Origin of the sequence: Streptomyces caelestis (assembly GCF_001279005.1) — a bacterium.
GTDB classification, from domain to species: domain Bacteria; phylum Actinomycetota; class Actinomycetes; order Streptomycetales; family Streptomycetaceae; genus Streptomyces; species Streptomyces heliomycini.
Genome location: NZ_LGCN01000240.1, coordinates 148941 through 162784 on the forward strand (window position 1 = coordinate 148941; position 13844 = coordinate 162784).

Annotated in this window: 12 protein-coding genes; 5 read left to right on the plus strand and 7 right to left on the minus strand. The window is 73.0% G+C overall.

From position 1 onward, the window contains the following. The first annotated feature begins 443 nt into the window (after positions 1 to 443). Positions 444 to 977 carry an EF-hand domain-containing protein gene (locus ADK41_RS32300; protein WP_030823870.1) on the plus strand — a complete coding sequence of 178 codons (534 nt, stop codon included), beginning with the start codon at positions 444 to 446 and terminating at the stop codon, positions 975 to 977. A gap of 459 nt (positions 978 to 1436) precedes the next feature. On the opposite strand, the gene ADK41_RS32310 is transcribed toward ADK41_RS32300, so the two are convergent. The 5 genes from ADK41_RS32310 to ADK41_RS32330 form a co-directional block, all read right to left on the minus strand. Next, on the minus strand, positions 1437 to 2828 hold the full coding sequence (locus ADK41_RS32310; protein WP_030823878.1) for a glutamate decarboxylase: 1392 nt from the start codon (positions 2826 to 2828) through the stop codon (positions 1437 to 1439). A 372-nt stretch (positions 2829 to 3200) separates the two neighbouring features. Further along, positions 3201 to 4574: an APC family permease gene (locus tag ADK41_RS32315; protein ID WP_234318679.1), complete on the minus strand. Its 1374-nt coding sequence runs from the start codon at positions 4572 to 4574 to the stop codon at positions 3201 to 3203. A 259-nt stretch (positions 4575 to 4833) separates the two neighbouring features. Then, positions 4834 to 5946 carry a PP2C family protein-serine/threonine phosphatase gene (locus tag ADK41_RS32320; RefSeq protein WP_078661884.1) on the minus strand — a complete coding sequence of 371 codons (1113 nt, stop codon included), beginning with the start codon at positions 5944 to 5946 and terminating at the stop codon, positions 4834 to 4836. A gap of 154 nt (positions 5947 to 6100) precedes the next feature. After that, the gene (locus tag ADK41_RS32325; protein ID WP_234318680.1) at positions 6101 to 6559 is read right to left on the minus strand and encodes a Fur family transcriptional regulator; all 459 of its coding nucleotides are present in this window, start codon (positions 6557 to 6559) and stop codon (positions 6101 to 6103) included. Then, the gene (locus ADK41_RS32330) at positions 6556 to 6978 is read right to left on the minus strand and encodes an ATP-binding protein (RefSeq protein ID WP_245174645.1); all 423 of its coding nucleotides are present in this window, start codon (positions 6976 to 6978) and stop codon (positions 6556 to 6558) included. Before ADK41_RS32330 ends, ADK41_RS32325 begins: the two co-directional genes overlap by 4 nt. A 605-nt stretch (positions 6979 to 7583) precedes the next feature. Here ADK41_RS32330 and ADK41_RS32335 point away from each other — a divergent pair. Then, positions 7584 to 8621, plus strand: a complete 1038-nt coding sequence (locus ADK41_RS32335; RefSeq protein WP_030823892.1) for an SPFH domain-containing protein — start codon at positions 7584 to 7586, stop codon at positions 8619 to 8621. Continuing rightward, positions 8618 to 9529: an NAD(+)/NADH kinase gene (locus tag ADK41_RS32340; protein WP_030823894.1), complete on the plus strand. Its 912-nt coding sequence runs from the start codon at positions 8618 to 8620 to the stop codon at positions 9527 to 9529. Before ADK41_RS32335 ends, ADK41_RS32340 begins: the two co-directional genes overlap by 4 nt. A gap of 199 nt (positions 9530 to 9728) precedes the next feature. Here the strand turns inward: ADK41_RS32340 and ADK41_RS32345 are convergent, their stop codons facing one another. Both ADK41_RS32345 and ADK41_RS32350 read right to left on the minus strand, forming a co-directional pair. After that, positions 9729 to 10979, minus strand: a complete 1251-nt coding sequence (locus tag ADK41_RS32345) for an NAD(P)/FAD-dependent oxidoreductase (RefSeq protein WP_030823897.1) — start codon at positions 10977 to 10979, stop codon at positions 9729 to 9731. Positions 10980 to 11109: 130 nt separating this feature from the next. Continuing rightward, positions 11110 to 12120, minus strand: a complete 1011-nt coding sequence (locus tag ADK41_RS32350; protein WP_030823900.1) for a MerR family transcriptional regulator — start codon at positions 12118 to 12120, stop codon at positions 11110 to 11112. A gap of 92 nt (positions 12121 to 12212) precedes the next feature. Here ADK41_RS32350 and ADK41_RS32355 point away from each other — a divergent pair, with 92 nt between their 5' ends. Continuing rightward, entirely contained in the window at positions 12213 to 12821 is a 609-nt protein-coding gene (locus ADK41_RS32355) for an RNA polymerase sigma factor (RefSeq protein WP_030823903.1), read from the plus strand. Positions 12822 to 12928: 107 nt separating this feature from the next. After that, positions 12929 to 13765 (plus strand): DUF4397 domain-containing protein, encoded by an 837-nt coding sequence (locus tag ADK41_RS32360; RefSeq protein WP_030823906.1) that lies wholly within the window; start codon positions 12929 to 12931, stop codon positions 13763 to 13765. The last annotated feature ends 79 nt before the right edge of the window (positions 13766 to 13844 follow it).

The following is a 13844-nucleotide window of genomic DNA, read 5'->3' on the forward strand; positions in this document are numbered from 1 at the left end:
GGTGCGTTCATCATTTCCGCGGCCCGTGGGCGTCGGTAGAGCGTGCGGAAACCGGATGGGGCGTCGTCGGCGCACCCAGTGCGCCGTGCGCGCCGGTCCGAACCGGCTCCCGCCCGATCCGCGGTGTTCAGGAGCGGTTCCCGCCATGAGGTCAGGAGGCACGGGAGAGGCGAAGGCGGGAGATCTCCGTTTCCGGCGGCCCGCCCGGCGACGGATCGATGCGTGTTCCATGCCGGAGCGGCGCCGTTTTCATTCTTTCCGTTGAACGGCCCGTCTTCCCCGGGGCGCCGGATTCCGCAGCCCGCATAGTGACAGCGCGACGGCCCTACGACCGGCCGGCCGGAGGTGGACTTTCCCGCTCCGCGCGGGTGTTCGCCGCACCGTACGGCACGGCCGGCGCGCACGACCGTCCCGTCCTCTGGTCCGACGAAAGGCAAGAGCCCATGCGGAACGAAGCGATCAAGCGGGTCGCACTCGTGTTCACCCTGTTCGACGTGGACGGAAACGAGGTTCTGGAAGCCGACGACTTCGATCTGATGAGCAGCCGGGTCGCCGCCGCCGTCCCCGATGCCGACGAGGCGCGGAAGCAGGCCATGCGTGCCGGCTTCACGCGCTACTGGAACACGCTGGCCGGTGAACTCGACAGCGATCACGACGGCCGGATCACTTATGACGAGTACCGGGCGTGCGTCCTGTCGCCGGAGCGCTTCAGCGGAGCGATCGACGAGTTCGCGGCCGGCTTCGCGCGCCTCGGCGACCTGGACGGCAGCGGTACCGTCGCCCGACCGGTGTTCATCGGCATGATGAGGGGGGTCGGTTTCGACCTGCCGAACATCCATGCGCTCTTCGACGCCTTCGAGCCCGATGACGACGACCGGATCCGGGTGGACGTCTGGGAAGCCGAGATCAAGAACTTCTACGCCCCTGACAAGGGCGGTATTCCCGCGGACCTGCTGGCGGTTTCCCCGGCAGCCTGATCGGCACGGCCCGGTGGCCCGCTCCGTGCGGGGCGGGCCACCGGGCTCCCCGTCCGCTCGGCTGCGGATCCCGGGGCGGCCCGATGCCCCTTCACGTCCGGGAGTGGACGCGCGGCGTGTGCGGGACCGTGCACGCCCTCGGCCACGGCACGAGCCGCGACGTCCTGTTCGAAGGAGCCCGTATCGTCGCCTCCGGACGGGCGGAGACGTCGAACGCCTGTGAAGCGCCGGCAGGGCCGGCGTACGTGCCCGCCCGGCGCGGTGGAGCGGGAAGCCGCCGGCCCGGCCTCACGGCCGAGCCGTCCGCGCATCCGATCGGTGACGACGCGGAGCGGTACCCGGGGTCTGTCCGATGGGGCGGCGGTGAGCCCTGAGCCCGGGTCCTCCGGCTCCGGGGTCCGTGCTCCGCCGCTGTGCCCGGGCCGCCACCGGTGTGAGAGGCGGGCGGCCCGGGCGTGGTCAGTGGTGGAAGCCGATGCGGGCCGAGTCGTGGGGGTGTCCCTGGTCGAGGTGCTCGATCGCCCTGCGCATGTCCTCGGCGAGGAGTTCGATCTCGTCGCGGTCGACGCCGTGCCGTACGAGGACGCGCTGGATCACGGTCTCCTGGCGGTCGGGCGGGAGCGGGTAGGAGGGGACCTGCCAGCCGCGCATGCGGAGCTGGTCGGACAGGTCGTACAGGCTCCAGCCGGTCGAGGCGGGGTCGGTCAGGGTCCAGGAGGCGGCGGGCAGTGCCCCGGTGCCGTCGTAGAGCAGGGTGAACGGGCCCATGTCGGCGACCTGTCGGGCGAGGTGCTGTGCGGTGTCGGCGCAGGCCTGGTGGACGCGCCGGTATCCCTCGCGGCCCAGGCGCAGGAACAGGAAGTACTGGGCGACGACCTGGCCGCCGGGGCGGGAGAAGTTCAGGGCGAGGGTGGGCATGTCGCCGCCGAGGTAGTCGACGTGGAAGACCAGGTCCTCCGGCAGGGCCGCCTTGTCGCGCCACAGGGCCCAGCCGACGCCGAGCGGGGCCATGCCGTACTTGTGGCCGGAGGCGTTGATCGAGGCGACCCGCGGCAGTCGGAAGTCCCACTCCAGGTCGGGGTGGAGGAACGGCGCGATGAAACCGCCGGAGGCGGCGTCGACGTGCAGGGGGACGTCCAGGCCGGTCTCCGTCTGCAGGCGGTCGAGTTCGGCCGCGATCTCCGCCACCGGCTCGTAGGTGCAGGTGTAGGTCACCCCGAGGATCGCCACGACGCCGATGGTGTTCTCGTCGACGTACCGGCGCAGTTGGTGTGCCTGCAGGCCGGTGGCGCCCGGTTCCACCGGCACTTGGCGCAGCTCCACGTCGAAGTAGCGCGCGAACTTCTCCCAGCACACCTGCACCGGCCCGCACACCAGGTTGGGCCGGTCGGCCGGCCGGCCGGCCGCGCGTCGGCGGTCGCGCCACCGCCACTTCAGGGCGAGGCCGCAGAGCATGGCGGCCTCGCTGGAGCCGGTGGTGGAGCATCCGACGGCGGACTCGGCGCTGGCGGAGCCGACGGGGGCGTGCCACAGGGAGGCGAGGATGTTGACGCACCGGGACTCGATCTCCGCGGTCTGCGGGTACTCGTCCTTGTCGACGATGTTCTTGTCGAGACACAGGTCCATCAGGCGGCGGACCTCGTCGTCGGCCCAGGTGGTGCAGAACGTGGCCAGGTTCTGGGCCGCGTTGCCGTCGAGCAGCAGCTCGTTGCGCAGCAGCTGGTGGACGACGTGCGGGGGCGCGGGCAGCTCCGGCATCGCCCGCTTGGGCAGGGGCTTCTCACTGATCGGTGACGTGAAGACGTCGGCGGCCGGATCAGCGACCGTCTCCTGGGCGTTGTGCAGAGCCACCGTCGGCACCTCTCGCGTCGTCCTGCCGTGTCCCTCGGAGACTACGGGCGGGAGCCCGCGTCCGGCAGCGGGCGTACTCCACCCGGGTGGCGCGGCAGGTGGTGGAGCCCGTACGCCGGACAGCGCCCGGCCACCGCCGCGGTCGGGGGCACGGCCGGACATCGCGCGGGCCCGGCCATGGCCGCTCTTGCGGTACGCGGACGGCCGTCCCGCCCCGCTGCCGCCGGGTGGGACGAACGCGTCGAGAACCACAGCGGGTGCCGGGCGCCTCGCCCGGACGACGCTCACCTCCCTTGCCCGGGTTCCTCGGGCGGTGTCACACGCGTGGGGCCGGGCTGCGCCGTCCTGACCGGGCGAGGGAGCGGCGCCCGGTCAGCCGGAGGCCCGCGTGTCCCCGTCCGCCCGCCTGGTCCGCCGCACGGTGGTGAGTGCGGCGAGCACCGTGCCGACGGTCACGATCGTCAGTCCGCGCAGCCACACCTGGGCCTCGATCTGCGTGGCGAGCACGACGCAGGACGCGATGCCCAGTACCGGCAGTGCGGTCGGCGTGTGGAAGTGGTCGGCTTCGCCCGGCTCCCGGCGCAGTACCAGCACCGCCGTGTTGACCAGGAGGAAGACGACCAGCAGCAGCAGAACCAGGGTGGACGCCAGGGTGGCGACGCTGCCGGTGAGCGCGAGGAGCATCGCCGGCAGCGTGGTGACCGCGATCGCGGCCCACGGTGTGCGGCGGCCCGGCAGCACCTTGGTCAGCGCAGCGGGCAGCAGCCCGTCCTTCGCCATGCCGTAGGCCAGGCGGGAGGACATGATGCCGGTGAGCAGCGCGCCGTTGGCCACGGCGACGAGCGCGATGGCGCTGAACAGGCGGGGCGGCACGCCGCCCGCCTCCTCGACGACCTCCAGCAGCGGCCCGCTCGACCCGGCCAGCCGGGCGGTCGGTACCGCCGCGGACGCGGCCATGCCCACCAGCACGTACACGGCCCCGGCGGTGGCGAGGGCGCCGAACAGGGCACGTGGGTAGGAGCGCCGCGGGTCGCGGGTCTCCTCGGCGACGTTCACCGAGGTCTCGAACCCGACGAAGGAGTAGTACGCCAGTACCGAGCCGCTCAGCACGGCCGCCGCCGTCCCCTTCTCCGGGGTGCCCAGCTGCGTCAGCCGCCCCACGTCGCCGTCGCCGCGCAGCAGCAGCCACGCGCCGAGGACGACGATGACGGCCAGTCCGCCCACCTCGACGACGGTGGCGACGACGTTGGCGCGGGTCGACTCCTTGATCCCCCGTGCGTTGACCAGGGCGAGCAGGGCCAGGAACAGCAGGGCCACGAGCCCCACGGGCAGTGTCACGAAGGCCGACAGGTAGTCGCCGCCGAAGCCGCGGGCGAGCGCCGCCACGGAGACGATGCCGGCGGCCAGCATGCAGAAGCCCGCGACGAATCCGGCGACCGGGCCGAAGGCGCGCGTCGCGTAGTGGGAGGCTCCGCCCGCCCGCGGATACTTCGTCGCCAGCTCGGCGTAGGAGGCGGCGGTCAGCAGCGCCAGCAGCAGCGCGACGACCAGGGGTACCCACACCGCTCCCCCGGCGTCGGCCGCGACCTGGCCGACCAGGACGTACACGCCGGCGCCGAGCACGTCGCCCAGGATGAAGAAGTACAGCAGCGGGGTCGTCAGCGCGCGCTTGAGCGCCGTTGTCTCCTGTGCCCCTTCCTGCTCCCCCGTTTCCACCGACACCCTGGTCCCGACTCTTCTCGTCATACCGGCCCGTGTCCCCCGTACCGCGGGATGCACGCTCGGACAACGGTCGCCGCACGGATGTGTCGCGTCACACCGGCCGTGCGTCACGAACGGGCCGGCGGCTTCCGCCCCGTGGTCGTCGGCGGCCGGAGGAAGGAAGAACGACAAGCGCGGGGAAGGGGGCCCGTACGGCGGCCCCACCGGGTGTCGGCGCCTCGCCCGCGCGGGTCACGGCCTTGGCCGCCTGACGGCGAGCCGCGTCCGCCGGCCTCGGACCGGGCTATCGCTCCGGATCCCCGGTGCGCCGGCGGCGCACGGCGACGGCCGCGACGTCGTCGTCGAGCCTTCCGCCCGCGTAATGGAGCAGGTCCGCGTGCAGCCGGTCCAGCAGCGCACGGGGCGGCGCCTGGTCGTGCCGCCGTGCCCAGTCCGCCAGCGGGAAGAACTCGCCGGCTCGGTCGCGGGTCTCCGTCACGCCGTCGGTGTAGAGCAGCATCTGGTCGCCCGGGGCGAAGGCGACGGTGTCCACATGGTAGTGGTCTCCCAGGAGCGCCGAGAGGTTGAGGGGGGTGGAGGCGAGAGTGGGCTCGAGAACGTGGGTCTCCCCGCCGCGCACGAACACCGGTGGCGGATGTCCGCAGTTGAGGATTCTGACGTGCTCGTCGCCGTGCGGGATCTCGGCGATCAGGGCGGTGGCGAAGTGCTCCGTCTGGTCATCGGCGGGGACCGCGGCGCTGTAGCGGGACATGGTGATCTGGAGCCGACGGATGACGGCCCTGAGGTCGGGTTGGTCGTACGCGTGCTCCCGGAAGCAGTTGATCACCGCGGAGGCGGCTCCCACCGCTGACAGGCCCTTTCCGCGCACGTCGCCGATGAGCAGCCGGACTCCGTACGGCGTGTCGGCGGCCTCGTAGAAGTCGCCTCCGATCCGGGCCTGCTCCTGGGCGGCCAGATACAGCGACTCGATCTCGACGTGCCGGACGCGGTGCGGCAGCGGCCGCAGCAGCACCTTCTGAGCCGCGTCGGCGACGAGCCTGACCTGGAAGAGCGTCTCCTCCCGCTGGAGTCGCAGATGGCTCGTGTATGCGGCCGTCAAGGTGACGGCGGTGATCGCGGCGGCCGTGTACGGCGTCCCCAGATCGGAGTAGACGAAGCTGAGACCGATCATGATCAGCAGGCAGAACGTCCCCAGCAGGACCGTCGGGAGGACGGGCCACAGCGCGGCGGCGAGGGCGGGGGCCGCGGGCAGCAGCCGGCTGAAGGCGATCTCCCTCGGAGTGGAGAACGCCAGACCGGCGATGAGGAGGGTGACGACCACCGGTGACAGCAGCACCGCTTCCCGCTGGCCGCCGTTCGGACGACGACGGTGCCGGAGCCTTCCTGAGCCGATCACAGAAGTGATCCTATCGGGATGATGCGGACATCGATCCGCGACAGCGCAGGTGCTCGTGTCCGGTGATCAGCCGCTCGTGCGGTTTTCCGGCACGGCCGGACGGCGGCGACGGGTCCTCCCCCCGCACGCCGTGGGGCCACGGGGACGGGTTCCGTCAGGAAGCCGACGCCGTGGCCCGGCAGCCGGGGCACAGGCCCCAGAAGGTGACCGCGGCCTCCCGGATGTCGTACTCCTCCGGCAGTCGCGGCTCGATGCAGGGCGCCGCGCCCACCGTGCACTCCACGTCGCGGATGGAACCGCAGGCGCGGCACACGAAGTGGTGGTGGTTGTCGTGGCGCTCGGTCTCGTAGCGGGTGGGGTGGCCCGCGATCTGGGTGGATCGGACCAGACCGGCGTCCGTGAGGGCACGCAGCACGTTGTAGGTGGCCTGCAGGGACAGGCGGCCGATGATCCGCTGAGCACGCTCGCGCAGGGTGTCGGCGTCGAGGTGACCGCCCGAGTCGGAGACGGCCATCAGCACCGCCATGCGCGGAGCGGTCACTCGCATACCCGCCGTACGCAGCCGTTCCGCGGCCAGGGCCATCGGTTCGTCGGCCGCGCCGGGGGTCGTCATGCCGCCTCGCCCTTCGCGTCGCCGTCGAGACCGCGTGCGCAGGGGTCGCCGGAGAGCTCGAACCACACGCTCTTGCCCCCGGGCCCGCCCTCGCAGCCCCACTGTGCGGCCAGCATGTCCACGAGGAGAAGTCCGCGACCGCATTCGTCCTCCGGACCCGCGTCGGCCGGGCGGGGAAGGTCCGCGCTGCCGTCGCTGACCAGACAGCGAAGGCCGGAGACCCGCTCGAGGGTGAGGTGCAGCGGGCCGGAGGCATGACGCAGTGCGTTGCTCACCAGTTCGCTGACCAGCAGCTCGGCGGTCGACACGAGGTCGTCCAGACCCCACTGCCGCAGCACGTCGCGTATCACGGCCCTCGCCGAGGAGCACGCGGTCGGCGACCACGGCAGGGACCAGGGCCCGCCCACGAACGATTCCACGTGGGTCCCGGCCGCCGCACCGGACGGCAGGGCGGTGGCCGGTCGCTGAGGGCCGGGGACGGCCGCATCGGCGACCGTTCCGCCCGGGGGGGCTTCCCGGGGAGCTGTGCGATCCATAAAAGCGCGCTTTCGAGGACGGGTGCGATCTGCCTTACGACCGTACGCTTTTTCTTGAATCGGTCAAGTATATGGATTACATCCTTTCTCATGATTCCATACGTTTTCCGACGCACGTACCGCGACCGCCGCCCGCGATGCCGGCCGGGCGGGATGGCGGGCGGGCGGGATGGCGGGCGGCGGCCGCTTTCAAGCTCTTCGAGGGAGCGGTCACGGTTCGGGGATCGCGTCGCCGCCCGACCGCCCCACGGCGAGATCTCGCACGCGTCCCGAACGGGCGTGGTGATCCGCGGGGACACCACCTGGGACGGGGTGGCGCGCGGACGGACACGGGAGGAGCCACCGGCGGGGACGGTTTCGTCGCCGGTGCGAGGATCCGCCGGCGGGACTCCTCCAGCGGAGAAGACGTGCTCCGCCCCTATTCTCGTCTCCTTGACGAGAATGGGGTTCCTCATTATCGTCAAGGGGACGAGAAAAGAGGAGCTTCCATGGCCGACATCACCCGGCGCCTGGGCTGGCGCCACCTGCGCTCCACGCCCACGGCCCACATCCGTCACCACCGCGGCGGCAAGCTGGTGCACGACGGGCCAGGGCTCGGCTTCTGGTTCCGTCCGTTGACCGCCGCGCTCTCCGAGGTGCCGGTCGAGGACCGGGAGCTGGCCATGACCTTCCGCGCCCGCACGGCCGATTTCCAGGACGTGTCGGTGCAGGCGACCGTCACCTACCGGATCGGCGACCCGGCACTCGCCGCCGCCCGCCTGGACTTCTCCGTCGACCCGGACACCGGAGTATGGCGCGGGGCCCCGCTGGAGCAACTGGGCACACTGCTCACCGAGACGGCCCAGCAGCACGCGCTGGACGTACTGGCCCGCACCCCGCTGTCCGCGGCGCTGGTCGACGGGGTGGCCGCGGTGCGCGACCGGATCGCGACGGGCCTCGACGCCGAGCCACGGCTGCCGGCCACCGGGATCGAGGTGGTGGCCGTACGCGTCATGGCGGTGCGTCCCGAGGCGGAGGTGGAGCGCGCGCTGCGTACGCCCGCCCGGGAGCGGATCCAGCAGGAGGCCGACCGGGCGACGTACGAGCGGCGGGCCGTCGCCGTCGAACGCGAGCGCGCCATCGCCGAGAACGAACTGGCCAGCCAGATCGAACTCGCCCGCCGCGAGGAACGGCTGGTGGAGCAGCGCGGGGCGAACGCGCGCCGCGAGGCGGAGGAGGGAGCGGCGGCGGACCAGGTGCGCGCACAGGCCGAGGCGGCACGCACGGTCAGGCTCGCCGAGGCCGAGGCCGCCCGTTCGGTGGCGCTCGCCCGCGCGGAGGCCCAGGCGGCGCGCGAGGTCGGCGAGGCCCGGGCCGAGGCCCAGGCGGCCTGGCTGCGCGTCCACGGCGATGTCGACGTGGCGACGCTGCACGCGCTCACCGGGACACGGCTGGCGGAGAACCTGCCGCGCATCGACAGCGTGACCGTCTCCCCGGACATGCTGACCGAACTGCTGGCCCGGCTCGGCGGCGGGGCCCGCGGATGAGTCTCGCCCCGCGGGCCGTCCTGGTCCACCGCACCACGGAGTACGAGGAACTGGTGGCCCGGCACGGCACCCACGGACAGGCCGCCTTCTTCCTCTCCTCCCGGGGCCGGGACCTCGGGGAGGTCGCCGAGCGCCACCGCCGCGCGCACCGGGCGCTGGCCGAGGTGGCGGCCGCGGTCCCGCTGACCTGGCGGCAGGCCCGGGTGGAGCGGAGCGACCTGGACCGTTTCCTGTTCGCCCCGGAGGACATCGTGGTCGTGGTGGGGCAGGACGGACTGGTGGCCAACGTGGCCAAGTACCTCTCCGGGCAGCCGGTGATCGGCGTCGATCCCGAGCCGGGGCGCAACCCCGGTGTACTGGTGCGGCACCGGGCGGCCGACGCGGCGGCGCTGCTGCGCGGCGCCTCCACCGCCCGGGCGGACGAACTCACCATGGTCGAGGCCGTCGCCGACGACACCCAGCGGCTGGTCGCACTCAACGAGATCTATCTCGGCGCCGTCGGACACCAGACGGCCAGATACCGCCTGGGCCTGGAGGGCGACGGGGGTGTCGTCGAGGCTCAGGCTTCCTCCGGGGTGCTGGTGGGTACGGGCGCCGGCGCGACCGGCTGGCTCCGGTCGGTGTGGCAGGAGCGGGGCAGCGCCCTGCACCTGCCCCACCCCACGGAGGACCGCCTGCTCTGGTTCGTCCGCGAGGCCTGGCCGTCGCCGGCCACCGGAACGTCCCTGGTGGCCGGCGAACTCGCCGCCACCGGCCGGCTGTGCCTCACCGTCGAGTCCGAACGCCTCGTCGCCTTCGGGGACGGTGTGGAGGGCGACGCCCTGGAGCTGACGTGGGGGCAGACGGTACGGGTGGGCAGGTGCGAGCAGCGGCTGCGGCTGGTGACCCACGTTCCGGGGCGGCGGTGACTCGAGGGGCGGAACGCCGGGTGCGCGCGGGGAACCGCGCCGGGGAAGCCGAGCACCACCGGCCGGACCGCGGCCTGCTCGCCGGTTCTCCACCACTCAGGGCACCGATGGCACCGGCCACCGGGACACGTGCACCGCTCGTTTCCGCTTCGGGCTGCCGGCTCCCACGAATGTGGCTGACCGCATCCGGCCGGCGACGTCACTCCTCCTGTCCGAGGCCGGCGAGCACCTCCCGTGCGGCACGCGTGCCCGAGGCCAGAGCGCCCTGCACCGATCCGGTCGCCCGGTGGTCCCCGCACACGTGCCTGCCGGGGCCGAAACGGGTGGTGCGGCTCAGCGGCCAGGGCGGAAGCATCGCGGGGAGCGCGCCCTGGACGGTGCAGGCGGCGACCTGGCCCCAGTCGCTCGTGTCGACGCCGTACAGGCCAGCCAGTCGGCGGCGCACCTCGTCCGCCGCACCGGGCCGGTCCGTTCCCAGCACGGAGGTGGAGACCAGTGCGGTGCCGGGCGGCGCGTACCCGGAGGCGACCTCACTGAGCACACAGGTGTTCAGGACCGCTCCGGTGCCGTCCACCATCAGCGTCGGTTCCGCCAGCGGCGTACCGGCTGCCGCGTGGTAGTAGGTGGTGACCGTGCGTGCGTCCGGCACGGACAGGCCCGGCAGCAGGCGGCCCGCGGTGGCGGCGTCCGTCGCGACCACGACGGTGGGGGCCGGCAGTTCGGTGCCGTCCCCCAGGAGCACCCCCTCGTCGGTGATCTCGGCGACGGGCGTTTCGAGCCGCAGGACGCCGTCGGGCAGACCGTCGGCGAGCCGGGCCGGCACCGCTCCGATGCCGGTGGCGGGCAGACACAGGGATCCGCGGACCATGCTCCGCCAGACGAGGTGGAAGAAGCGCGCGGAGGTCTCCAGCCGGTCCTCCAGGAAGACACCGGACAGGAACGGCCGCAGTACGTGCGCGATCACCGCGTCCGAGAGGAACGCCCGGGACAGGGCCTCGGAGGTCGGGCGGTCCGCACCGCGTTTCAGAAGGCCCGCCGGCAGTATCGCGTCGCGGGCGGTGAGCGCCGCCAGCGCGGCCAGGTCACGGGCCGCGAGGATCCTCCCCGGCAGCAGCTCACGTGCCGCACCCGGACTCCGGGTGGGGTCGACGAGGCGCACCGGCCCGGTCGGAGTGTGAGCGATGATGCCGGGAGTGAAGGGCCGTAGTTGGAGGCTTCTCAGGTTCAGGCGCCGTTTCACCTGTGGATACGAGGTGTTGAACACCTGGAAGCCGCGATCCAGCAGGAACCCGTCCCGCCGGTCCGTACGCATGCGGCCTCCCACTCCGTCGGACGCCTCCAGCAGAGCCACCCGCAGTCCGGCACGGCACAGATCCAGTGCGCAGGCCAGGCCGGCCAGGCCCGCACCGACGACGACGGCGTCCGGTGTCCCGCGGTGTTCGCCGGTCATGTTCCTCCTCGTTCGACGCCGTATCCGTGATGCGGGGCCGACGGGCCTCGGCCGCGGCCGCCGATCCAGCGGACCACGTTCCCCGGGCCGGCGCCAGACGTCACGACCGCGTGCCCCGGACGACGACACGTCACCGGGCGGCCACCGACTCCAGGACGGCGACGGCCCCGGCAAGGCCCGTCGGGCGCACCGCGCCGGCCACCGCCTGCCCCGTCCAGCCCGGTCCGAGGGTCAGGACGACCGGCTTGCGGCGAGCGCCGCGCACGCCCCACTCCAGGCCGGCCACGTGCTGGGCCAGCGGCCGGCTGGCGGTGGTACGGGACTGCGCCCACAGCCCCACGGCGGCCGGCCCGGTCCTGCGCACCGCCGCGACGAGGGACTCGACGGGCAGGGCGCCTCCGAACATGCGCACCGGAACGCCCCGCTGAGCGAGCGCGGCGGACAGCACCTCCAGCGCGAGTGTGTGGTTCTCCCCCGGTACACAGGCGAGCACCACGGTGGAGCCGGGCCGGTCGGCGACCGTGTCGGGCGTGGTGCGCCGTAGCACGCCGGAGACGTGCCAGGACAGGAAGTGCTCGACCTCGACGTACCTCTCGCCCGATGTCTGCCATTTACGGCCGACGGCCTGCAGCGTGGGCACGATCACCTCGGTCCATGCGGCGACCAGTCCGTGCTCGGTGACCGCGTCGAGCAGGAGCCGGTCCAGCGCGGCGGCGTCGAGCCGCAGGGCCGCACGGGCGACGCCCTTGCACTCCTGGCGCACGTCACCGAGGCTCAGCCCGCTGCCCGCCCGGCTGCGGGACGGCGGTCGCCGCGCCCCGGCGGCCGTCTCGCCAGCCGGGGCCACGGCCGGCGGCTCCTCACCGCGCGCCAGGCGCGCGGCCTCGGCCGGGGGCAGGCCGGTCGCCGTCAACGCGCACATCCGCTCCAGCCGGGCCACGTCCCCCGCGGTCCAGCGCCGGTGCCGGCCGCCGGTGTGGCCGTCGGGGCCGAGTCCGTAGCGGCGATCCCACGTACGGACCGTGGTGGGGGCCACCCCCAGACGCCTCGCCACCTCGCCGGTGGTCAGTCCACCGCCCGGCGGGACGCCCTCGCCGTCCCGGTCGCCCCGGTGCTCACCGTTCTCCGTCAGCGCGCTCATGACTCCACTGTACGACGCACAAACGACGCATGTTGTTTGCATCGTTTGTGCCTCCAAGACTGAGACCACCGCACGGCAGGAGGAGTCAGGCCATGAGCACCCGCACACGACCCACCACCGCCCTCGTCCCGCCCGTGGAGGAGACCCGGTACGAGGAGGAACTGGCCCGTGGGCTCGTCGCCGCCGACGAAGAGGCGTTCGCGGCGATCTACCGGCGCTGGGGCCCGCTCGTCCACACCATGGCCTCCCGGTCCCTCGGTGACGCCTGCGAGGCCGACGACGTGACCCAGCAGGTCTTCATCGGCGCCTGGCGCGGGCGGCACGGTTTCCGTCCGGAGCGGGGTGTGCTCGGCGCCTGGCTGGTCGGCATCACGCGCCGCAAGATCGTTGACGCACTGGCCGCCAGGACGAGGCGCCTGTCCCTCGTCGACTCGGCCGCCCACGACACCGCCCCCACCGGATCGGCCACGGGGGCGCCGGACCACGTGCTGGACCGCGTGCTGCTCGTCCAGGCCCTGGCCCGGCTTCCGCACGCCCAGCGAGAGGTGCTGTGCATGGCGTTCTACGAGGACCTGACGCAGGTCCAAATAGCGGAACGCACCGGCCTGCCCCTGGGAACGGTCAAGAGTCACACCCGCCGCGGCCTCCACCGGCTGCGGCTGGCGATCGAACAGGATCACGTGCCCGGCGCGGGTGTGTGACCGGACCGGAGAAGCGGTGCCTCGGACGCATCCGCGGCGCCACCCGCCCGAGAAACAGGACCGAGACCCCGCAGCGTGCGGAGACTCCGTTCGAAGGGATGATCCCCATGACCTCCCGGACCCCCCTCGCCATCGCCGCCTCGGCCGGCGCCTGCGCACTCGCCCTCGGCGCGGCCGCACCCGTCATGGCGGCCCCCGACAAGGCACAGGACACGTCCATGGTGTCCGTCTTCCACGGCATCCCCGGGATGACGGTCGACGTCTACGCCAACGGCGACGAACTGCTCAGCGACTTCGAGCCCGGCACGGTGACCGAGCCGCAGTCCCTCGATGCCGGGACCTACGACATCCAGGTCTTCGAAGCGGGCCAGGGCCCCGACGGCACACCGGCCCTGGAGAAGGAGGTGAAGGTGACCGAGGGCGGCAACGCCACGGTCGCCGCCCATCTCTCCGCGGACGGCAAGCCCCGGCTGACGGCCTTCACCAACGACGTGTCGCAGGTGGACGCCGGCGAGGCGCGCCTGACGGTCCGCCATGTCGCGGCCGCGCCCGCCGTGGACGTACGGGCCGGCGGACAACCCGTCTTCACCGACCTGACGAACCCCGACGAGGACACCGCGGCGGTCGACGCGGGCACGGTGAACGCCGACGTCGTCCTCTCCGGGACGGACACCGTGGCCATCGGACCGGCCGACCTGAACCTCGACGAGGGCACGAGCAACGTCGTCTACGCCTGGGGCAGCGCCGAGGACAAGAACCTGGCTCTGGCCACCCAGACGTTCAACGGCATGGAATCGACGCCCAACGCCGTCCATGCGGGCGGCAGCGGCGCCGCCGTCACCCCGAACTCCTCCGAGCAGTGGCCGGCCTGGGCGGCCGCGGCCGGAGCGGTCACGGTGACCGGCTTCCTGGTGGCTCGCCGGGTCTCGGGCCGGCGTGTCTGACACCGCACGACGGCTGACCGTGACGGCTGTCGCCCTGGCAGCCGTCCTCGGCGTTCCGGGTCCGCCGTCGGAGCCGGGC

What these genes read in the sequence shown, in the direction of transcription:
- ADK41_RS32315 (WP_234318679.1), bottom strand. Translation starts at nt 4,574, where the DNA reads ATGACGAGAAGAGTCGGGACCAGGGTGTCGGTGGAAACGGGGGAGCAG.
- ADK41_RS32360 (WP_030823906.1), top strand. Translation starts at nt 12,929, where the DNA reads ATGACCTCCCGGACCCCCCTCGCCATCGCCGCCTCGGCCGGCGCCTGC.
- ADK41_RS32325 (WP_234318680.1), bottom strand. Translation starts at nt 6,559, where the DNA reads ATGACGACCCCCGGCGCGGCCGACGAACCGATGGCCCTGGCCGCGGAA.
- ADK41_RS32350 (WP_030823900.1), bottom strand. Translation starts at nt 12,120, where the DNA reads ATGAGCGCGCTGACGGAGAACGGTGAGCACCGGGGCGACCGGGACGGC.
- ADK41_RS32340 (WP_030823894.1), top strand. Translation starts at nt 8,618, where the DNA reads ATGAGTCTCGCCCCGCGGGCCGTCCTGGTCCACCGCACCACGGAGTAC.
- ADK41_RS32335 (WP_030823892.1), top strand. Translation starts at nt 7,584, where the DNA reads ATGGCCGACATCACCCGGCGCCTGGGCTGGCGCCACCTGCGCTCCACG.
- ADK41_RS32345 (WP_030823897.1), bottom strand. Translation starts at nt 10,979, where the DNA reads ATGACCGGCGAACACCGCGGGACACCGGACGCCGTCGTCGTCGGTGCG.
- ADK41_RS32300 (WP_030823870.1), top strand. Translation starts at nt 444, where the DNA reads ATGCGGAACGAAGCGATCAAGCGGGTCGCACTCGTGTTCACCCTGTTC.
- ADK41_RS32355 (WP_030823903.1), top strand. Translation starts at nt 12,213, where the DNA reads ATGAGCACCCGCACACGACCCACCACCGCCCTCGTCCCGCCCGTGGAG.